This is a genomic window from Orbaceae bacterium lpD01 (assembly GCA_036251705.1).
Taxonomy (GTDB): Bacteria; Pseudomonadota; Gammaproteobacteria; order Enterobacterales; family Orbaceae; genus Utexia; species Utexia brackfieldae.
This window is the reverse complement of the sequence record CP133959.1, coordinates 560,372-581,600: the sequence shown is the minus strand read 5'-3', so window position 1 is coordinate 581,600 and position 21,229 is coordinate 560,372. Positions and strand designations below refer to the sequence as shown.

Genomic DNA, 21,229 nt, shown 5'->3' with positions numbered 1-21,229 from the left:
CAATCTATGTGAACACTTACAGGCTCTTCGTAGTAAGGAGGTGATCCAACCGCAGGTTCCCCTACGGTTACCTTGTTACGACTTCACCCCAGTCATGAATCACACCGTGGTAAACGCCCTCCCTAAGGTTAAGCTATCTACTTCTGGTGCAACCCACTCCCATGGTGTGACGGGCGGTGTGTACAAGGCCCGGGAACGTATTCACCGTAGCATTCTGATCTACGATTACTAGCGATTCCGACTTCATGGAGTCGAGTTGCAGACTCCAATCCGGACTTAGACGTACTTTATGAGGTCCGCTTACTCTCGCAAGTTCGCTTCTCTTTGTATACGCCATTGTAGCACGTGTGTAGCCCTGGTCGTAAGGGCCATGATGACTTGACGTCGTCCCTGCCTTCCTCCACTTTATCAATGGCAGTCTCCTTTGAGTTCCCGGCCTAACCGCTGGCAACAAAGGATAAGGGTTGCGCTCGTTGCGGGACTTAACCCAACATTTCACAACACGAGCTGACGACAGCCATGCAGCACCTGTCTCATAGCTCCCGAAGGCACTCCCGCATCTCTGCAGGATTCTATGGATGTCAAGACCAGGTAAGGTTCTTCGCGTTGCATCGAATTAAACCACATGCTCCACCGCTTGTGCGGGCCCCCGTCAATTCATTTGAGTTTTAACCTTGCGGCCGTACTCCCCAGGCGGTCGATTTAACGCGTTAGCTCCGGAGCCCAGGGGTCATGCCCCCAAACTCCAAATCGACATCGTTTACAGCGTGGACTACCAGGGTATCTAATCCTGTTTGCTCCCCACGCTTTCGCATCTCAGCGTCAGTATTTGTCCAGAAGGCCGCCTTCGCCACCGGTATTCCTCCACATCTCTACGCATTTCACCGCTACACGTGGAATTCTACCTTCCTCTACAATACTCTAGATGACCAGTTTTAAGTGCAATTCCCAGGTTGAGCCCGGGGCTTTCACACCTAACTTAATCATCCGCCTACATGCCCTTTACGCCCAGTCATTCCGATTAACGCTCGCACCCTCCGTATTACCGCGGCTGCTGGCACGGAGTTAGCCGGTGCTTCTTCTGTAATTAACGTCAATGGTAATACCTATTAGATATTACCCCTTCCTCATTACCGAAAGTACTTTACAACCCTAAGGCCTTCTTCATACACGCGGCATGGCTGCATCAGGGTTTCCCCCATTGTGCAATATTCCCCACTGCTGCCTCCCGTAGGAGTCTGGACCGTGTCTCAGTTCCAGTGTGGCTGGTCATCCTCTCAGACCAGCTAGAGATCGTCGCCTAGGTGAGCCATTACCCCACCTACTAGCTAATCCCATATGGGTTCATCAAATGGCGCATGGCCCGAAGGTCCCATGCTTTGGTCTTACGACATTATACGGTATTAGCAGTCGTTTCCAACTGTTGTCCCCTTCCATTCGGCAGATCCCCATACATTACTCACCCGTCCGCCACTCGTCAGCAAGAGCAAGCTCTCCTGTTACCGTTCGACTTGCATGTGTTAAGCCTGCCGCCAGCGTTCAATCTGAGCCATGATCAAACTCTTCAATTTAAAGTTTGATGCTCAATAATGATTTCTGACATATTCAAATGAATCTTCAGTGTCACTTATCAAGACTTAATTTTTTAAAGTCTGTCGACTTAATTTCTTTCGTCCTGTAAGTGCCCACACAGATTGTCTGTTCTAATTTTTAAAGAGCTGACAGCGTTTCGTTTTACTGTCTCAAGGGCTGCGTATTCTACGCTTTCCTTTTTTAAAGTCAAGAACTTTTTTCAAATTTCTTCACTTCTTTTTTTCCAGACTTCTTAACTTGCGTCTCGTTGTCTCTCAATGGATGCGCATTATAGGGCCTTTAAATTCTTTCGCAAGGACTATTTTCAATATTCCGTTGGTTTGCTTTTTATTTAAACAAATCAAGTCGTTTTGGTACAAAAAACAGCTAATTTTAGGCTTTTCCCTCTATTATTCAATATTGTTCTAATACTTTAAAAGTCAGAAAATAGAGGATTAAGAGAAGAAATTAATCTTATGATGAAGATAAATCTAAATTATTTTTAATGAATGTTTCTGCAAATTCTTGAACTTTATTCCAATTCGTATATTCGATCATCGGAATTGAGATGTCGGTCTCCCCTTTACCTAGCCACATAATCATTCTAATCATATTACGATCGAACCAATTATAGCGAGGATAGAACAGTGCGCCAGCAAACACAGCCTTCAATTTAGGTTGCCAAGTGAGTTTAGCTAGAAACTTACGGGTATAAAGATTAGTTTCTGGATTATCTTTATTTGGTTTACGCGCAACTAAATTAACCCCAAAGAAAGCACCATATATTTGATTAAGCTGCGCCGTATTGGCATCGATAAATTGTTTGATTAGTTTACTATAGTAACCATATCGGATAGACGTTCCAATAATGACAGCTTGATACTGGGATAAATCAATCTCAGTTGTGGAGGTGAGCTGAATACAGTCGCATTCAAATTGTTTATCAATAATCGCCTTAATGAATAGCATTATCTTTGCCGTTTGCCCTTCATTACTGGTATATAACATTAGTACTTTCATTACCCTCTCCATACATCAGCTGGGTTAATTAAAAAGAGAAATCTCAATTTATACTATCTCGTTTTTTGTTTTTATTCCCAATACGACAGAGAATAATTGCTTTATTATCTATTTAGCTACGCCAAAATGCCGGCGTAAATAAAATTAGTAAGGTAAAAATCTCCAAACGACCAAATAACATATCGATAACCATCGTCCATTTAGCGATCTGGCTTATCTCAGCCAGCCCCGCATTAGCACTCCCCAAGATAACACCAGAATTATTTAATGACGATGAGACCAGATAAAATGAATCTATCGCATTTTCACCTGTTGCCATAATAATAAAAAAACTGACTAAAAAGACAAAGATATAAGCAGAGAAAAATCCCCATACCGATTCTAGAATTCGTTCTGATAGCACTTTACTATTTAACTTTAACGTATAAATGGCATTAGGATGAATAAGACGCTTTAATTCACGAGAACTTTGTAACGAGAGTAGTAGCACACGAACAACTTTCAATCCACCGCCCGTCGAACCCGCACAAGCACCTATAAAAGAGGCACAAAGTAACAGAACAGGTAATATAGGTGGCCAATAATTAATATCCTCGACCATAAATCCGGTTGTCGTGGCAATAGAAACAACTTGGACAATAATTTTATCGAAACTTAAATGTCGATATGCACTGCCACTCAGATAAATAATTAAGATAGCAACGACAATTAAGACCGCAAGAATCGTAATAAAAGTACGAAATTCCTGATCTCGCCAATAAGATTTTAACGAAAAGCGACTCAACGCTAAAAAATGTAGTCCAAAATTACATCCGGATAAGATCATGAAAAAGGTGGTAATATAATTGACGGCAGGACTATTAAAATAAGCTAAACTGTTATCATGTGTTGAAATTCCCCCCATCGCAATAGTTGAAAAACTATGTGAAATGGCATCAAACACATTCATTCCCGCTAACAGAAAACAGAGGCAGCATACGATGGTCAGTAGAATATAAATCAGCCAGAGTGTTTTGGCGGTTTGCGCAATCCTCGGTCGCATTTTATTATCTTTCTGGGGACCTGGAATCTCAGCACGATAAAGCTGCATACCACCGACACCAAGCAGTGGTAAGACTGCAACAGCCAATACGATAATACCCATACCGCCGAGCCACAGCACCAGCTGACGATAGAATAATAGTGCTTTTGGTAACTCATCTAGATGAGTAATGGTGGTGGCACCAGTTGTCGTTAATACGGAAAAAGACTCAAAAAAAGCCGTCGTTAAATCAAGATTAATATGGCTATCGAAAATAAAAGGTAGGGCACCAATCCCTCCCAATACAACCCAGAACAGAACTACAATTAAAAAACCATCTCGTGTACCCAGTTCACTTCGATAATGACGATTAGGCAGCCACAATACCGTTCCAATCGTAAATGCCGCGGCAAATGAGCGTACAAAGATGGCTCCACCGCCATCTTTATAAATCAGTGCCACCATTGCCGGTACTAACATAAAAATAGATAGTAGCATGATAAGTAGACCAACAATACGAATAATGGAACGAAAACGCATAATTTTCCTGTTCAAAGTATATAAAATATCAACTATTTAAAACCACGATGAGATTTAATTAAATCGTAAGCTGACTGGATTTGCTGCGCACGCTCTTTTGCCGCTTCAAGCATCTCTTTTGGCAATCCTTTAGAAACTAACTTATCCGGATGATGCTCATTCATTAATTTACGATAAGCACGTTTAATGGTTGTCGTATCAGCGGACGCATCAATACCCAATACTTTATAAGCATCCTCAATCGTTGGCCCCCGGGAATATGTTCGATCATAAGATTGATAGTTACCCTGCTGCTGGCGATACTGCCGTTCTTGCCTAGTACCACCACCTTGTTGATAAAACTGATAACTGGCCATGATCATTTGAATATGCATTGCCATACGAGTACGCGAGATATGCAGTTCTTCAGCAACAATATATAAAATTTGTTCTTCACTCTCATGTAAACGTCCATCACTCAATGCAGCCTGAATCAGCTGCTCACAAAAGACATTCAGGACATGTTTTTGATTTCGATAACTTTGATATAACGCTCGCAGTCTTTCTCTTAACGGATAATCATTCGCTTTACCTTCATTAAATGAGTGACGCGCTAAAGAACGAGCCTCTCCTTGTAATTGAAGGCTATCCATAACATGCGTGGCTAATTTAATATCATTTTCAGTGACAACACCTTTGGCTTTACTTAAATGACCCAATACTTCAAAAGTGACACGTAAATATAATTCAGGATCAGTATTACTTCTGACGGGTGCGATTTGATTGAAGAAGTTGTAAAGCAGCTGCCCGATTATTAGACCAAGCAGAAACCCCCAAAATCCCATCTTGAACCCAAACATGAAAATCACACCAACAACAAAGGCCCAAATACGTCCCATATTCAATTAACCTCAATTCACTCTATTGATCAATTTTATTATTATTAAAATGTGTACAGTAACAGATTAATCGCCTTGCTGAACTTGATTTTAAAAAGCATAAAATCAAACTCAGCCCTATCGTACGATTCGATTTATTACGCCTCATTAATCTCAATGCGTTCTATACGCTGCAGACCGCGAGGCAGTAAAGTACCACGTCGTCCTCTTTCAGCCGAAAACTTCGCTAAATCGACTGGATGTAAAGTCAATTTACGCTTACCAACATGTAATGTTACCGATGCAGAAGAAGAAATCAGCACCAGATGGGCTAAATAATCTTCATGCTGAGCGGCTTGTGCGGCTGGAATAGAAATAATTTTATTTCCCTTACCTTTAGATAATACCGGTAAATCTTTGACCGGGAAGAGCAGCAAGCGACCAGCCGCCGTTATTGATAATAACAGCTGCTCATCAGCAGATAACTCAAGTGGTGCGATAATTTTAGCATTTTCAGGTACACTAATCAGCGCTTTACCGTTGCGATTTCTCGTCACTAAGTCACTAAACTGGCAAATAAAACCGTAACCTGCATCCGTTGCCATTAGTAGCGACTTATCATCGGCCGCCATTAAAACATGCTCAACACTGCTGCCAGCAGGTAATGTCAGCTTACCGGTTAACGGTTCCCCTTGTCCACGCGCTGAAGGCAATGATGACGCCTCAACAGTATAGCTTCGCCCTGTTGAGTCAATAAACGCCACCGGTTGATTATTCTTACCTTTGGCACTAGTTTTAAAACCATCACCGGCTTTGTAACTCAACGAAACTGGATCAATATCGTGGCCTTTTGCACTTCTCACCCAACCCATTTCGGATAACACAATAGTCACTGGCTCTGACGGCATTAAATCTTGTTCACTAATCGCTTTGGCTTCACCGCGAACCACAATAGGCGAACGTCTCACATCACCATATTTTTCGGCATCGGCCATCAACTCTTTTTTGATCAAGGTATTCATTTTTTTGGCTGAAGTCAGTATCGCTTGTAATTGATCGCGCTCTTTGGCGAGTTCATCCTGCTCACCTTTAATCTTCATCTCTTCCAATTTAGCCAGGTGACGAAGTTTTAATTCTAAAATCGCTTCAGCTTGCGTTTCGGTCAAATTAAATCGTTTCATTAACTCAGCTTTGAGTTCATCTTCAAAGCGAATAATCTCAATCACTTCATCAATATTTAAGAAGGCAACCAGTAATCCTTCTAAAATATGTAACCGTTTTAATACCTTGTCTAACCGGTAACTCAATCGTTTGGTTACGGTCTGTCGTCGAAAGTCGAGCCACTCGTTTAAAATTGTCAGCAGACTTTTTACCGAAGGTCGATTGTCTAAACCGATCATATTCATATTCACACGATAGCTTTTTTCCAGATCGGTGGTCGCAAATAGATGATTCATGACTAAGTCGGCATCCACTCTATTCGAGCGAGGTACTAAGACCAGGCGGGTTGGATTTTCATGATCCGATTCATCACGCAAATCTTCAATCAGCGGTAATTTTTTAGCTCGCATTTGCATCGCTATTTGTTCTAATACCTTAGCGCCAGAAGTTTGATGAGGTAAATCGGTAATAATAATTTCGTTATCTTCTCTTTTCCATACTGCACGCATGCGGATAGAGCCACGGCCTGTTTCATAAATTTTGGTAATATCTGAGGGTAAGGTAATAATTTCAGCGGCGGTCGGATAGTCGGGACCTTTAATAAATTGCATCACCTCGGTAAGCGAGGCTTGTGGATTTTCGAGTAACAGCACTGCTGCATTAGCGACTTCATTTAAGTTATGCGGCGGAATATCGGTCGCCATCCCAACAGCAATACCGGTAGTACCGTTTAACAGAATATTGGGCAATCTAGCCGGTAACATTTTTGGTTCTTGTAAGGTACCATCAAAATTGGGCGTATAGTCAACCGTCCCCTGGCCGAGTTCGGCGAGTAATAAATCAGCATATTTGGATAAGCGTGATTCGGTATATCGCATGGCAGCAAAAGATTTCGGATCGTCAGGCGCACCCCAGTTTCCTTGACCATCGACCAGCGGATAGCGATAAGAAAAAGGTTGCGCCATTAAAACCATCGCTTCATAGCAAGCGCTATCGCCATGGGGATGATATTTACCTAATACATCGCCCACCGTTCTGGCTGACTTTTTAAATTTGGCCTGAGCGCTAAGGCCCAATTCAGACATCGCATAAATAATACGACGTTGTACCGGTTTTAAACCATCACCGATAAAAGGTAAAGCACGATCCATGATGACATACATGGAGTAGTTCAAATAGGCATTCTCTGTAAACGTACGCAGTGCTAATTTCTCAACACCGTCGTGAGCAATCTCACTCATTCTACAATCCTTCAAATTATGTACTATAAAATCCAATACATATAACTTACACAAATCAATATTTACGCTTTAAAAAAAGCGCATAAAAAAGTCCCTGATCAGCTCAAGTTAAACTTCGAGAGCGACTTGATCGCCCTTCTCTTGTAACCAGTCTCGTCTATCGTCAGAACGTTTTTTCGCCAGTAGCATGTCCATCAGCTGCATGGTCATCTCAGCATCATCAAGCGTTAGCTGAACTAAACGTCGGGTATTGGGATCCATGGTTGTTTCACGCAGCTGAATGGGGTTCATTTCACCTAACCCTTTAAAACGTTGTACATTCGGTTTCCCTTTTTTACGTTTTAACTGCTCTAAAATACCTTCTTTTTCCTCTTCATCTAACGCATAAAAGACCTCTTTACCTAAGTCGATACGATAGAGTGGTGGCATCGCGACATAAACATGTCCCTCTTCCACCAAGCGACGAAAATGTCTAACAAATAAGGCACAAAGCAGTGTGGCAATATGTAAACCGTCAGAATCAGCATCCGCTAACACACAAATCTTACCGTAGCGTAGCTGTGAGAGATCATCACTGTCAGGATCGATGCCGATGGCGACTGAGATATCATGGATCTCTTGAGAACCCAGCACTTCATCAGAGGAGACTTCCCAGGTATTTAATATCTTCCCTTTCAAAGGCATAATAGCCTGAAACTCGCGATCTCGGGCCTGCTTTGCTGATCCGCCTGCCGAGTCCCCTTCCACTAAAAAAAGTTCGGTACGCTGTAAATCTTGCGAAGAGCAATCAGCCAGTTTGCCTGGTAATGCTGGTCCAGTCGTCAGTTTTTTACGTACCACTTTTTTAGCCGCACGCATTCTTTTTTGTGCACTGGCAATCGCCAGCTCAGACAATAATTCGGCAACTTGTATATTTTGGTTCAACCATAAGCTAAAACTATCTTTAACAACACCAGAAACAAATGCCGCAGATTGTCTTGAAGATAAACGCTCTTTAGTTTGACCCGCGAACTGTGGATCTTGCATTTTTACCGAGAGAACATAAGCACAGCGTTCCCAAATATCATCGGCAGTCAGCTTCAACCCTCTTGGTAGTAAGTTACGAAACTCGCAAAATTCGCGCATCGCATCAAGCAAGCCTTGACGCAATCCATTAACATGTGTGCCACCTTGCACTGTTGGAATCAAGTTAACATAACTTTCGGTCAATAATTCACCACCTTCTGGCAGCCATAATAGTGCCCAATCAACCGCTTCGATATCCCCAGCATAGTGCCCAACAAAAGGGTGCTCAGGTAATAAAGTATAGCCAGTAACTGATTCCATTAGATAATCTGTCAATCCATCTTCATAACACCAATGAGACTGAGTATTATTGACACAATCATTAAATTTAATATCCACGCCCGGGCATAAAACAGCTTTTGCTTTCAATAGATGGGTTAAGCGAGACACTGAAAATTTTGCTGAATCAAAAAATTTCGCGTCAGGCCAAAATCGGACGCGAGTACCGGTATTACGTTTGCCACAGGTACCGGTGACGTGCAAATCTTCAACTTTATCACCATTTTCAAAAGCGATTTCATAGATCTGCCCATCGCGATGGACGGTCACTTCAACACGTTTTGACAGTGCATTAACAACCGAGATACCCACGCCATGTAAACCACCAGAAAATTGATAATTTTTATTCGAAAATTTTCCGCCGGCATGCAGACGACATAACAATAATTCAATCGCCGGCACGCCTTCTTCCGGATGAATATCAATCGGCATTCCTCGGCCATCATCAATAACTTCAAGCGACTGATCTTCATATAACGTGACCTGAATATGTTTAGCATAACCGGCCAACGCTTCATCGACGCTATTATCTATTACTTCTTGCCCTAAATGGTTAGGTCTGATTGTATCGGTGTACATACCTGGACGTCGGCGAACCGGCTCCAAACCACTCAGAACTTCAATATCCGTTGCGTTATAACTTGATTGTGTCATAAATTATTTCTTAAATTGTTTGCATCCATATACTGGATAAATCAAAAGGCATTACAAAATGAGCCTCATTATACTGGAAATCATCAGATCAAAATAGTAATCGATAACTAACTATCATTTTCGCACTGAATAAATCATGTTTTAATGAGCGATCATCTATTCAATATCATACGCTAAAGCACATACTTAACTGTATGAAAAAACAGTTAAATCTACGTTGATTTTAGTAAGAGTGCAAGTTTTTTTCATTCAATGATGCAGGTTACAATAATCAATACGCTGCCCGCTGATCAGTGAGCCAAGATGAATAATAGTAATATTTAGATCAGCTAAAGCCGAGCTAAACAGTTTTAAAACTAAGAGATAGAAGTGACTCGCCAATATTGCATATCTGGCGCTGGCTATAGACCTAGAAAATCGATAATATCCGGTAAATAATTTTCAAAACCAACAAAACTATGATTGCCTGAAGGTTCAATGGTCTGACGACAGGATGAGTAATATTCAGCCGCTTGCTGATAAGGTAATACTTCATCACCTTGTTGCGCCAGTAACCAGATTAAATCAGGTGACTCGATAAAAGGCAATTCTAATGTCTGAAAATCTTCCAGATGCTGCTGATCAATCACTATCTGCTCACCAAAATGCGTTTGGTATTGCTGACCTAAAAAAGCCGTTAAATACTCAGCCGGTTTCACCAAAGGATTAACCAAGACGGCAGGAACGGTGAAACACTGTGATAACCATGTTGCATAAAATCCGCCCAATGATGAACCGATAATGCCAAATTTATCAACAACACGATCAAACATAATGTGTTCTAGGGACTCGGAAACCTGTTCAGGAAAATAAGGCAGCTGTGGAATAAGTAACTCGATATCCGGACGATATAATTGAACCCATTGCTGTAATATAACGGCTTTGCGCGAGCCTGGTGAACTATCAAATCCGTGCAGATAAAGTAATGTTGACATAATAACCTTAGCAATATTTGATGAGCAGTTCATTCAAAATAGATTATCAGCCTGTTGATTATCCTTTGAAATATTATCTCGACAGTATTAACAGTCTTCTTACCTTATCCTGGCAAACAGCCTAATACGATTAACATAATCCGGCTTTATTATAATAAGATTTTTACAGGATGCAAAAGGCATCATTTAATCTTCGTGCCCAAAACAAAAAACCCAGCCTAAGCTGGGTTTTTTTATCAATCAAAAAAGATTATTTGATTTTAGCTTCTTTATAAAGCACGTGCTGACGAACAACAGGATCAAATTTTTTGATCTCCATTTTTTCTGGCATCGTTCTTTTGTTTTTGCTAGTAGTATAGAAATGACCTGTACCAGCTGAAGAAACTAAACGAATTTTCTCACGTATACCTTTAGCCATGATTCAGTTCCTTAGAATTTTTCACCACGGGCACGAAGTTCAGCTAAAACTGCATCAATACCCTTTTTATCGATAGTTCGCATACCTTTAGCAGATACACGTAATTTAACAAAACGTTTTTCACTCTCAACCCAAAAACGGTGAGTCTGAAGATTTGGTAGGAAACGACGTTTAGTTGCATTCATCGCGTGTGAACGATTGTTTCCAACTAATGGACGTTTGCCTGTTACCTGGCATACTCGTGACATGTCAATTATTCTCCAAATATTTTTATGCTTAAGCCCTGGGTGCGTACGTTAATGGATCATTAACCTCGTCAGGCTTTTAATTATATCTGCTAGGCTTTTGTCGAGAAGATCTCACAGAACCAATCCAGAATAACCTCTCATACTACACCCAAATAATAAAGGTAGCGCAGTATACGCCCTTATAGGAAGTTTCTCAAGAGGTTTTGTCTCTTTTTTGGAATTTATCGGTGACAAAATGTGAATTCTCTCATCGATAGCTGATTTCTTTTTTGCTTTTTGCTATTATGTCACGTCATATTTTTATTGGGGTTTTACAACTATGTCGCAATGGGCCATGTCTTGGTGGGCAAAAACCTATTTTTTTATTATCAATATACCGGTAAAGCTGTTTGTTAAGAGCCAGCCAATTCCGACAGAACCAATTAAAGAGCTCAATATTGATATTAATAAGCCAGTTTTATATGTATTACCATATAACTCGCGTATTGATTTAATGGTGGTCCGCCAACTAGCGAAAAAATTTAATCTCCCTGATCCACTAGTAGGTATTGCTATTGAAGGTAAATCTTATCCTGCCTTTATCTTCATTGATAAAAATCCGGGGATTTTTGCTTCGCCAACACAAAAAGAGCGCACGCTCTCAATTCTGACCGACTATTTAGCTATGCATCAGCAAAATGCGGATCTTGAAGTGCAAATGCTGCCGGTAACGGTCATGTTTAGCCGCAAACCTGATCGAGAAGATAAGAAAAAAATTTCGCTACAAGTATTAGGCAATATTCGCAAATTCTTCAAGATGATCTTCTCTGGCCGCGATTGCTATACCCGTTTTTCACATCCGGTGTTATTTCAACGTATCGCCAACACCGAAACCGATGCAAAGCAACTTGCACTAAAACTGGCCAGAGTTGCTCGAATACATTTTGCTAAACAACGAATTGCTGCAGTAGGGCCAAGGTTACCAAATCGGCAAGCCATGTTGAAAAAGCTACTCAATTCCGCGGCTTTAACCGAAGTTATCAATGAAGAAGCAAAAAGTAAAAATATTTCGATGGCAAAAGCACAAAAAAATGCCTTGGCTATGCTTAATGAAATTGCCGCCAACTTTACTTACTCTGCACTGCGTGTAACCAATATGGTACTCACCTGGGCATGGAGCCGGTTATATCAAGGCTTAAAAATTCGTAACGTCGACCCTATCAGAGAGCTGGCACAAAACGGTCATGAGATTGTCTATGCGCCCTGTCATCGCAGCCACATGGATTATCTACTACTCTCTTACGTGCTTTATCGGCAGGGTTTAGTGCCACCACATATTGCGGCAGGGATTAATCTGAATTTCTGGCCTGCGGGTCCGATTTTCCGACGCTTAGGTGCATTTTTTATCAGGCGCTCTTTTAAAGGCAATAAACTCTATACCGCTGTTTTTCGGGAATATTTAGCTGAGCTGTTTATTCGTGGTTATTCAGTCGAATACTTTATTGAAGGTGGACGTTCCAGAACCGGTCGCCTGCTCAATCCTAAGACAGGGATGTTAACGATGACCCTGCAAACCATGTTGCGCGGTGATCTTAGACCAATATCGATTGTGCCAGTCTATATTGGCTACGAACATGTGTTAGAAGTTGCAACTTATGCTAATGAACTACGCGGTGCGGCTAAACAGAAAGAGAGTTTATGGCAAACCGTAAAAGCTTTTTGCAAACTGAAAAAATTAGGCTACGGTTATGTGAATTTTGGTCAGCCAATCCAACTTAACCAATTTTTAAATCAACATGTTCCAAAGTGGCGAGACTCCATTAATCCGACTGAGCCACAAAGGCCCAATTGGTTAACACCAACAACCAATCTGCTCGCCACCGAGTTGATGCAAAAAATTAACCGTGCGGCAGCAGTGAATGCCATGAATCTTTGCGGATCAATATTGTTATGTTCTTATCATCGTGCATTAACGCAATCAGTATTAATTAAACAGATGGACTATTGGTTAACGCTATTACGAAAGGTCCCTTATGACGGATTAGTCACCTTACCTGACGAAGAGGCTTTAGCGCTCTTTGAACATGCTCGTCAAATGAATAAATTTACTATTACCGCTGATGATGTGGGTGAAATGATCAGTTTATCGCAGGACCAAGCGGTGCTAATGACTTATTATCGCAATAATATTCAGCATTTACTGATTATTCCCGCAGTGATAGCCCGTATTATGGTAAGACATAAAACAGTGACAGCCGATCAGTTAAATACGCAAATTAAGCATATTTATCCGCTTATTAAAGCAGAGCTGTTCCTCTATCAAACTGATGAAGAATTAGACACCTATATTGATCAGTTAATTCATGCGTTAGCGCAATTGCAACTGATCAATATTGATGGCAATCATCTTTCAGTCGTCGAAGATAAGATTGTTAACTTGAAACTGTTAGCGGCCAGCTCTGATGAAGCTTTACAGCGCTATACGATTGCCTTTACGCTGCTGCATAAAAATCAATCGATGAGTCGATCTGAGCTGGAAAAAGAGAGTCGACTATTGGCTGAACGCTTGTCTATTCTTTATGGTATTAACGCGCCAGAATTTTTTGATAAAGGTGTCTTTGCAACACTGGTGAATACTCTAAGAGAACAGGGTTACTTAAATGAAAATGACCTAAATACCCAAAACATGATTCAGACGATGTGCGGCATATTAAATCCACTAATTGCGCGAGATATCATGCAAACTATTCAAGAGATCGGCCAATAGCCGGTCTCTTATCTTTCTTAAAAACAACGACAGTTATACCAAACTTGCCAGAACAATGCCGATGAAAATCAATAGTCCAAAATAGTTATTGTTTAAAAAAGCACGAAAACAGGATGCGGGCTTGCGTTCATGAATCAATCTTTGCTGATAAACAAAAATTGCACATCCAATAAGCAAAAACAGGATATATAAATATCCTAAATGATTAATCAATCCAACCCAAAAGAGTATAGCGACGGTAACGAGTTGCAATAAACCAATTATTAATTTATCGCATGAACCAAACAAGATTGCGGTCGATTTAATGCCAATCTTTAAATCATCCTCTCGGTCAGCCATCGCATATTGAGTATCATAAGCGATAGTCCAACAGATATTCGCCACACAGAGTAACCAACACGTTAAAGGAAATGACGCTATTGAAGCGGCATAGACCATCGGGATACCCCAGCTAAAAGCTAAGCCTAAAAATAGTTGAGGCAAATGTGTGAAACGTTTCATAAAGGGATAAAGCACTGCGGTGGCAAGTGCCAAGCAAGATAATAAGATTGCCTGATAATTGAGTGTGAGCACTAACAAAAAAGCGCATAGCACTAACACCACAAAGAGTATTTTTGCCTCTTTCTCGCTCACTCGTTGACTGGCCAATGGTCTATTTTTCGTGCGTGTAACATGACCATCAAAATCACGATCAGCAAAATCATTGATAACACAACCCGCCGAACGCATCAAAATCACGCCTAACGTAAAGACTATAAATAATTTTAGGCTCGGCGTGTCAGCGAGCCATAATGCCCACCAAGTTGGCCATAATAGGAGTAATATCCCGATCGGTTTATCTAAACGCATGAGTTGTGCGTAAACAAACAATTTCTCTTTCATATTTAATGACCTATTGATAGTAAATTCAGCGCATGATTTTAAATATATCACCACCACCATGCAAGCGGGTTTTTATGCCTGTTCTATGAAGATTTATGATCAATTTTCCTTTGTACTCACGTCTGACCTATCGCTGATTTGCCATGATGGTGCTCTTCCATGTCATTCAAATAACAAAATCTACGATTAAATCGCAAATCATTTGTTGCTTGTTGCAGAGGGTTTAAGATACCTAAATAAAAATAGTCATAAATCATCATGATAAAAAATAATTCTCGAAAAAAGCATACAGATGATTGTTTTTCAGCTACAATCGGCAAGATTTTCTCGCTAACGTTTGGAGATAGAATGAAAATAGCTCAAGATATGGTTGTCAGCCTTGCCTATCAGGTTCGTACTGAAGATGGCGTTTTAGTTGATGAATCAACAATTACCGCACCATTAGAATATTTACATGGCCATAATGCCTTAATTCCAGGTCTTGAAAAAGCACTGGAAGGACGTGTTATTGGTGATAAATTTGACGTTGAAATTGCATCTGCCGATGCCTACGGTGATTTTAACGATAATCTCGTCCAAAATGTACCGAAAGATGTTTTTGTCGGTGTTGATGATTTAACGGTAGGTATGCGTTTTCTTGCCGATACCGATCAAGGACCTGTACCGGTTGTCATTACTGCGGTGGATGGCGATACGGTTACCGTTGATGGTAATCACATGTTAGCTGGCCAAGACTTGAAATTTCATGTTGAAGTGGTTGCATTAAGAGAAGCGACTGAAGAAGAGATTGCGCACGGTCATCTTCATGGCGCCGATGCACATGGCGGCTGTGGTTGTGGCGGGCATGGCGATGAAGAGGAAGGTTGCTGTGGTGGTCATAATGATGACAACTGCTGTGGCGGTGGACATGGTTCACATGGTGGATGTGGTTGCCACTAAAACCATTTTCTGCTCAGCAAATCAATTCAATAAAGGCGGTTATACCGCCTTTATTTTTTCTTTAAATTTAACCCAGTGTTACATGTTATCCATAATAAATATGACATAGCCACAATACGCACTCCAAAAAAATGCGACACTGAAAAAGATTAAATCAGCGCGTTTAAGATAAATGTTAGCCTGACGTAACAAATTTGAAATACGATATAAACCACACCAAATCGGTAAGATAATCATCAGCAATATAAAGACTTTAAATATTGTGTGCTGAGCGATTCGGAGTAAATATGTCAGGGTTCTCGCATCAGCAAAAGGAAGCAGTAATCCGACGATAATAATCATTACCGGTGCAAGAATAGCCGCCCATAATCCGCCAAGATTAAATAATCCTCGAAATAGAGACGCTTTTTTATGTTTCGGTTGCATCCCGTTATCTCCCTAATCCATGAAACCAATAAAAAATAGTCAATGACACAACAATTGCGATGATCCAAAGCATCGCAATACAAATATAGACAGGCAACTTGCGTTGCCCCATCATATTGTTCATGACTTTGGGCACCTTGTTAAACCACATCAGACTATGCAGTAGTGCAGCTATCAAAGCCAGTAGATTAAACCCGATAATGAATGGATTTCTCAGTAAAAAAATGAAGCGGTAAAATTCGTTAGCCATAATACAAACAACACCATACATCAGCAACATACTAAACCAAATCATAAAAATCGCGCTGACACCTTTGAGCCAATAGGTACGATGGAACCAGAGCTTATGTAACAATTTAGTCGGTTTTGATGATGTTTGAGGTGACTGTTCTAAAAGATTTTGTTTTTGTTCACTCATCACTATTTACAGTTATTAATAGGTTCAAAGATAAAGATAAGATCGCTAAGGGGAAAATGTGAATATTGACGCCAGTTCAATGACATCACACATCCTAAGCCGAATTGATTATCCACTGAAGATAGATTTAGTCAGCCACTTAATCGCCATCAATAAGATCGCTATTTCGCCGCTATTCTCTATGTTTAAATCAACCCTATACTATGTCAATAACATATCGATAATCAAGCCAAAACAGCACTCATCCTTATAACTAAATTACGCTCAGCGACAAGGAGGTCCAGTTAGTTGAACACTAAACGGTAAACCTTGCGGATAAAAAAACCACAATTACGACTGTAAGATACGCCATTAGTCACCGACCGATGTATCAAAAAGACTTAATCCGCAATTGCATACCCCAAGATAAAATAGTGTAATCACTATTTTGCGCTTGTTTGTTCATGGCTTTCGAATAATAATTAATATCATGATATCCATACTGAAAAAGACAACCATGCCACAATCATCCCATTTATATATCGGAATTATGTCAGGAACCAGCCTTGATGGTGTTGATGTGACGCTGATGAGCTACCAGCAAAATAACATTAATATTCTGGCGAGCCAAACCTATGCAATTGATCCCGATCTGAAAACAGCACTGTTACAAATTTGCGCTAGTAAACAGGTCAGCTTACAACAATTAGGTGAAATCGATCATAGACTCGGCCAGCTTTATGCCGATTGTGTACTCTCCTTATTATCACAAACCACTTATCAGGCCGATCAAATCAGCGCAATAGGTTGTCATGGACAAACTATTTATCATCATCCACACGGTCATTATCCCTTCACCATGCAAATTGGTGACGCCAATATTATTGCCGTAAAAACCGGCATCACGACAATAGCCGATTTCCGGCGTAAAGATATGGCCTTAGGCGGACAAGGAGCACCATTAGTGCCGGCCTTTCATCAGGCCATATTCAGCGAAAAAACCCATAACCGGGTGATTCTCAATTTAGGTGGGATTGCCAATATCAGTATTCTATTTCCAGGCCAATCTGTGACAGGTTATGATACTGGACCGGCGAATGTCCTGCTTGATGGCTGGATTGAGCTGCACTGTCAGCAACCCTATGATCGCAACGGCAATTGGGCCAAACAGGGACAATGCCAAAATAGATTACTCGAGCAACTATTAACGGATCCGTATTTTGCCCTTTCACCGCCGAAAAGTACTGGCCGAGAGCGGTTTAATCTAGCCTGGCTAACGCCACAAATCACTGGCTTAACAATCGCTGCCGTTGACATACAAGCGACACTCATTGAACTCACGGTGCAAAGTATCGTTAATGAGTTACAAAAATTATCCCCAACCCCTAACTTACCCTGTGAACTCATTGTCTGCGGTGGTGGCGCAAGAAATGTATTGATGATGTCTCTGCTTACCCAATATCTTCCTGATTGGTCAGTCACCACAACCGATCAATATGGTATTGATGTTGACTATGTCGAAGCCATGGCTTTTGCCTGGCTTGCTCATCAACGCTTATTTAATTTAGCCGGAAATATACCGGCAGTGACTGGCGCCAAAAGCGCAATCAGTTTGGGGGTTATCTACCCGGCACTGACCCATAAGGAAACCGATCATGCATGATCAATCATTGCTTAATTCACTCACCAAGCTCATCTCTGAAGAACGTAACGCCAAAAGTATGCACCTTGATCAGCTCAGTGCTCTCGATATTGTCACCTTAATGAATCAGGAGGATAACACCGTTGCACAAGCTATCGAAAAAATCTTACCCGACATCGCCCAGACCATTACACAAGTGGTTAAGGCTTTTCAGCAAGGGGGCCGGCTTATCTATATTGGTGCGGGAACCAGTGGGCGTTTAGGTGTATTAGATGCCTCAGAATGTCCGCCAACATTTGGGGTTGCCGATACAATGGTGGTCGGTATTATTGCCGGCGGTGCAAAAGCCCTGCAATCAGCCGTTGAGGGCGCTGAAGATAGCGAATTAATGGGCGAGCATGATCTGAAACAGATTGATCTTAATCATAAAGATATCGTCATCGGAATCGCCGTGAGTGGCCGGACACCTTATGTGATTGGCGCACTCAACTACGCCAAACGAACGGGCTGTGTCACCGTTGCCCTCTCTTGTAATCCAACCTCAATTATTGCCCAGCAGGCTGATATCGCTATATCACCAATTGTGGGCCCGGAAGTACTGACCGGTTCGACCCGTTTAAAATCGGGTACCGCGCAAAAACTCGTGCTTAATATGGTGAGTACCGCCAGCATGGTGCTAATTGGCAAAACCTACCAGAATCTCATGGTGGATGTGAAAGCGACCAACAAAAAACTGATAGCCAGAGCCATTCGAATTGTGGTTCAAGCCACTAATTGTTTACCACAAGAGGCTCAGGCGCGTTTAGTAGAGACTCAATTTGATGTGAAGTTAGCCATTTTAATGCAGCTCACCCAATTAGATATCGATTCAGCCCGAAGACTGTTAAAGCAAAAACAGGGATTTTTAGGCGTAGCACTCACCACAGCATCGGCAGATGTATAAGAATCTCGCTAATCAATTAGTTAGATATCAATCCACATCAGTTTCACCGTTTTTAACCGAAAAGCGGTGAAGTGTTTGGACTCTCCCCGCCACCGATCTCAATATGTTTAACGATCATATGAAGCGCATCTTGTTATCATCAATGCGAATGATAAAACCAGAAAATCACCTGAATCGCATCCCCCTCATCTACCAGTAAAATACTCATTTCTTTGAGTTATTTTACTATTTTTACTGCGCTTGAAAAAAACTCATTTGACCTGAGTTGAAATCACCACGACGACCCCAATATAGAAAGAGTATATTTCAAAAGATGAGGTTTAGCTTGTGACTACAATTGTGAGTGTTCGCCGTGATGGTGAAGTCGTTATCGGCGGCGATGGCCAAGTAACACTTGGTGAACGAATTATTATGAAAGGTAATGCGAAAAAAGTACGCCGTCTTTTTAATGGCAAAGTGATTGCTGGCTTTGCCGGTGGCACAGCTGATGCTTTCACGTTGTTTGAACTGTTTGAGAAAAAACTTGAACTTCATCAAGGCCATTTAACCAAAGCTGCCGTCGAAATGGCAAAAGATTGGCGAACGGATCGTATGTTACGCAAACTAGAAGCACTACTTGCGGTTGCCGATCACACGGCCTCGCTGATTATCACCGGAAATGGTGACGTTATTCAGCCAGAAGATGATCTGATTGCGATTGGCTCAGGCGGCCCTTATGCACAAGCGGCTGCACGTGCATTACTGGAAAATAGCGAATTATCCGCTAAAGAGATTGTGCAAAAATCATTAACCATTGCTGGTGATATCTGTGTATATACCAATGGATTCCAGACAATTGAAGAATTAACCTATTAAGAGTAAAAAATTATGTCGGAAATGACGCCTCGCGAAATTGTTAGCGAATTAAATCAACATATTATCGGTCAAGATAAAGCCAAACGCGCGGTTGCTATTGCACTGCGTAATCGTTGGCGCCGTATGCAGCTCGATGAGCAGCTGCGTCATGAAGTCACCCCAAAGAACATCCTGATGATTGGACCGACAGGTGTCGGTAAAACGGAAATTGCTCGTCGTTTAGCTAAACTTGCCAACGCGCCGTTTATCAAGGTTGAAGCGACCAAATTTACAGAAGTGGGGTATGTCGGTAAAGAGGTCGATTCCATCATTCGTGACCTGACTGATTCAGCGGTGAAAATGATTCGTCAACAAGCGATTGAAAAGAATCGTTACCGCGCCGAAGAGCTGGCTGAAGAGCGTATTTTAGATGCCTTAGTGCCACCCTCTCGAGATGGTTGGGGACAAGTTGAACATACCGACTCAACTGCCCGACAAGCGTTTCGTAAAAAGCTGCGCGAAGGCACTTTAGAAGATAAAGAGATCGAGATTGAGCTATCGGGTGTCAATGTCGGCGTTGAAATTATGGCGCCACCGGGTATGGAAGAGATGACCAATCAACTACAGTCAATGTTCCAAAATATGGGTGGTCAAAAATCTAAACCGAAAAAGATGAAAATCAAAGATGCGGTTAAAGTCTTAATTGAAGAAGAAGCGGCCAAGCTGGTTAATCCAGAAGAGCTTAAACAGCAAGCCATTGATGCCGTTGAGCAAAATGGTATTGTCTTTATCGATGAAATCGATAAAGTGTGCAAACGCGGCGGTCAATCATCGGGCCCGGATGTTTCTCGTGAAGGTGTACAGCGTGACCTATTACCTTTAGTGGAAGGCTGCACGGTATCGACTAAACATGGTTCGGTCAAAACCGATCATATCCTGTTTATTGCCTCTGGCGCTTTTCAGGTTTCCAGCCCATCTGATCTCATTCCAGAACTGCAAGGTCGTTTACCTATTCGGGTTGAACTCACTGCCCTTTCCAGTGCTGATTTTGAACGAATCTTGATCGAACCCAACGCCTCTCTAACCGTTCAGTATAAAGCGTTAATGGCAACCGAAGGCGTGAATATCGAATTTACTCAAGATGGTATTCGTAAAATTGCTGAATCGGCGTGGCAAGTGAACGAGCAGAATGAAAATATCGGTGCACGGCGTTTGCATACGGTGCTTGAACGTTTGATGGAAGAAGTTTCATTTGATGCCAGTGACCTCAATGGACAGACCATTATCATCGATGCAAGCTATGTAAGTAATCATCTTGATAAGTTGGTGGCAGATGAAGATCTGAGTAAATTTATTCTGTAATCTTTGAT

Annotated in this window: 17 protein-coding genes and 1 rRNA gene; 6 read left to right on the top strand and 12 right to left on the bottom strand. The window is 41.5% G+C overall.

The features are described from left to right. Positions 1–33: 33 nt before the first annotated feature. From RHO15_02635 to rpmB, 9 genes are all read right to left on the bottom strand, one after another. Positions 34–1,571, bottom strand: a 16S ribosomal RNA gene (locus tag RHO15_02635). A gap of 475 nt (positions 1,572–2,046) precedes the next feature. Further along, positions 2,047–2,592, bottom strand: a complete 546-nt coding sequence (hemG, locus tag RHO15_02630) for a menaquinone-dependent protoporphyrinogen IX dehydrogenase (protein WVD64434.1) — start codon at positions 2,590–2,592, stop codon at positions 2,047–2,049. Between the two features lie 112 nt (positions 2,593–2,704). Further along, positions 2,705–4,153, bottom strand: a complete 1,449-nt coding sequence (locus tag RHO15_02625; protein WVD64433.1) for a TrkH family potassium uptake protein — start codon at positions 4,151–4,153, stop codon at positions 2,705–2,707. Between the two features lie 32 nt (positions 4,154–4,185). After that, positions 4,186–5,031, bottom strand: coding sequence for a co-chaperone DjlA (gene djlA, locus RHO15_02620; protein WVD64432.1), 846 nt, complete (start codon positions 5,029–5,031; stop codon positions 4,186–4,188). Between the two features lie 137 nt (positions 5,032–5,168). Continuing rightward, positions 5,169–7,412: a DNA topoisomerase IV subunit A gene (gene parC, locus RHO15_02615; protein WVD64431.1), complete on the bottom strand. Its 2,244-nt coding sequence runs from the start codon at positions 7,410–7,412 to the stop codon at positions 5,169–5,171. Between the two features lie 108 nt (positions 7,413–7,520). Further along, positions 7,521–9,410, bottom strand: a complete 1,890-nt coding sequence (gene parE, locus RHO15_02610; GenBank protein ID WVD64430.1) for a DNA topoisomerase IV subunit B — start codon at positions 9,408–9,410, stop codon at positions 7,521–7,523. A 401-nt stretch (positions 9,411–9,811) separates the two neighbouring features. Next, positions 9,812–10,384, bottom strand: a complete 573-nt coding sequence (gene yqiA / locus RHO15_02605; protein ID WVD64429.1) for an esterase YqiA — start codon at positions 10,382–10,384, stop codon at positions 9,812–9,814. Positions 10,385–10,634: 250 nt separating this feature from the next. Continuing rightward, positions 10,635–10,802, bottom strand: a complete 168-nt coding sequence (gene rpmG, locus RHO15_02600) for a 50S ribosomal protein L33 (GenBank protein WVD64428.1) — start codon at positions 10,800–10,802, stop codon at positions 10,635–10,637. 11 nt (positions 10,803–10,813) lie between these two features. Continuing rightward, a complete protein-coding gene (rpmB, locus tag RHO15_02595; protein ID WVD64427.1) occupies positions 10,814–11,050 on the bottom strand; it encodes a 50S ribosomal protein L28 in 237 nt (78 codons plus the stop codon). A gap of 319 nt (positions 11,051–11,369) precedes the next feature. Between rpmB and plsB the strand changes: the two genes are divergently transcribed. Further along, positions 11,370–13,796, top strand: coding sequence for a glycerol-3-phosphate 1-O-acyltransferase PlsB (plsB, locus tag RHO15_02590; GenBank protein WVD64426.1), 2,427 nt, complete (start codon positions 11,370–11,372; stop codon positions 13,794–13,796). 33 nt (positions 13,797–13,829) lie between these two features. Here the strand turns inward: plsB and ubiA are convergent, their stop codons facing one another. Further along, the gene (gene ubiA / locus RHO15_02585; GenBank protein ID WVD64425.1) at positions 13,830–14,678 is read right to left on the bottom strand and encodes a 4-hydroxybenzoate octaprenyltransferase; all 849 of its coding nucleotides are present in this window, start codon (positions 14,676–14,678) and stop codon (positions 13,830–13,832) included. A 348-nt stretch (positions 14,679–15,026) separates the two neighbouring features. Between ubiA and slyD the strand changes: the two genes are divergently transcribed. After that, positions 15,027–15,617, top strand: coding sequence for a peptidylprolyl isomerase (gene slyD, locus RHO15_02580; protein WVD64424.1), 591 nt, complete (start codon positions 15,027–15,029; stop codon positions 15,615–15,617). Positions 15,618–15,695: 78 nt separating this feature from the next. On the opposite strand, the gene frdD is transcribed toward slyD, so the two are convergent. Both frdD and RHO15_02570 read right to left on the bottom strand, forming a co-directional pair. Next, the gene (gene frdD / locus RHO15_02575) at positions 15,696–16,043 is read right to left on the bottom strand and encodes a fumarate reductase subunit FrdD (GenBank protein ID WVD64423.1); all 348 of its coding nucleotides are present in this window, start codon (positions 16,041–16,043) and stop codon (positions 15,696–15,698) included. Positions 16,044–16,047: 4 nt separating this feature from the next. Further along, positions 16,048–16,461, bottom strand: coding sequence for a hypothetical protein (locus RHO15_02570; GenBank protein ID WVD64422.1), 414 nt, complete (start codon positions 16,459–16,461; stop codon positions 16,048–16,050). A gap of 496 nt (positions 16,462–16,957) precedes the next feature. Between RHO15_02570 and RHO15_02565 the strand changes: the two genes are divergently transcribed. From RHO15_02565 to hslU, 4 genes are all read left to right on the top strand, one after another. Next, complete coding sequence (locus RHO15_02565; protein WVD64421.1) at positions 16,958–18,103, top strand: anhydro-N-acetylmuramic acid kinase; 1,146 nt, start codon at positions 16,958–16,960, stop codon at positions 18,101–18,103. After that, positions 18,096–19,025 carry an N-acetylmuramic acid 6-phosphate etherase gene (gene murQ, locus RHO15_02560; GenBank protein ID WVD64420.1) on the top strand — a complete coding sequence of 310 codons (930 nt, stop codon included), beginning with the start codon at positions 18,096–18,098 and terminating at the stop codon, positions 19,023–19,025. The genes RHO15_02565 and murQ overlap by 8 nt, the downstream gene beginning before the upstream one ends. 327 nt (positions 19,026–19,352) lie before the next feature. Further along, positions 19,353–19,880, top strand: a complete 528-nt coding sequence (gene hslV / locus RHO15_02555; GenBank protein WVD64419.1) for an ATP-dependent protease subunit HslV — start codon at positions 19,353–19,355, stop codon at positions 19,878–19,880. Between the two features lie 12 nt (positions 19,881–19,892). Further along, positions 19,893–21,221, top strand: coding sequence for an HslU--HslV peptidase ATPase subunit (hslU, locus tag RHO15_02550; GenBank protein WVD64418.1), 1,329 nt, complete (start codon positions 19,893–19,895; stop codon positions 21,219–21,221). Positions 21,222–21,229: the final 8 nt, after the last annotated feature.

Bases quoted from the DNA above. Each gene is read 5' to 3' on its own strand.
- parE (WVD64430.1), bottom strand. From the start codon at position 9,410: ATGACACAATCAAGTTATAACGCAACGGATATTGAAGTTCTGAGTGGT.
- RHO15_02565 (WVD64421.1), top strand. From the start codon at position 16,958: ATGCCACAATCATCCCATTTATATATCGGAATTATGTCAGGAACCAGC.
- yqiA (WVD64429.1), bottom strand. From the start codon at position 10,384: ATGTCAACATTACTTTATCTGCACGGATTTGATAGTTCACCAGGCTCG.
- rpmB (WVD64427.1), bottom strand. From the start codon at position 11,050: ATGTCACGAGTATGCCAGGTAACAGGCAAACGTCCATTAGTTGGAAAC.
- murQ (WVD64420.1), top strand. From the start codon at position 18,096: ATGCATGATCAATCATTGCTTAATTCACTCACCAAGCTCATCTCTGAA.
- plsB (WVD64426.1), top strand. From the start codon at position 11,370: ATGTCGCAATGGGCCATGTCTTGGTGGGCAAAAACCTATTTTTTTATT.
- djlA (WVD64432.1), bottom strand. From the start codon at position 5,031: ATGGGACGTATTTGGGCCTTTGTTGTTGGTGTGATTTTCATGTTTGGG.
- hemG (WVD64434.1), bottom strand. From the start codon at position 2,592: ATGAAAGTACTAATGTTATATACCAGTAATGAAGGGCAAACGGCAAAG.
- RHO15_02570 (WVD64422.1), bottom strand. From the start codon at position 16,461: ATGAGTGAACAAAAACAAAATCTTTTAGAACAGTCACCTCAAACATCA.
- slyD (WVD64424.1), top strand. From the start codon at position 15,027: ATGAAAATAGCTCAAGATATGGTTGTCAGCCTTGCCTATCAGGTTCGT.
- rpmG (WVD64428.1), bottom strand. From the start codon at position 10,802: ATGGCTAAAGGTATACGTGAGAAAATTCGTTTAGTTTCTTCAGCTGGT.
- ubiA (WVD64425.1), bottom strand. From the start codon at position 14,678: ATGAAAGAGAAATTGTTTGTTTACGCACAACTCATGCGTTTAGATAAA.
- hslU (WVD64418.1), top strand. From the start codon at position 19,893: ATGTCGGAAATGACGCCTCGCGAAATTGTTAGCGAATTAAATCAACAT.
- parC (WVD64431.1), bottom strand. From the start codon at position 7,412: ATGAGTGAGATTGCTCACGACGGTGTTGAGAAATTAGCACTGCGTACG.
- RHO15_02625 (WVD64433.1), bottom strand. From the start codon at position 4,153: ATGCGTTTTCGTTCCATTATTCGTATTGTTGGTCTACTTATCATGCTA.
- frdD (WVD64423.1), bottom strand. From the start codon at position 16,043: ATGCAACCGAAACATAAAAAAGCGTCTCTATTTCGAGGATTATTTAAT.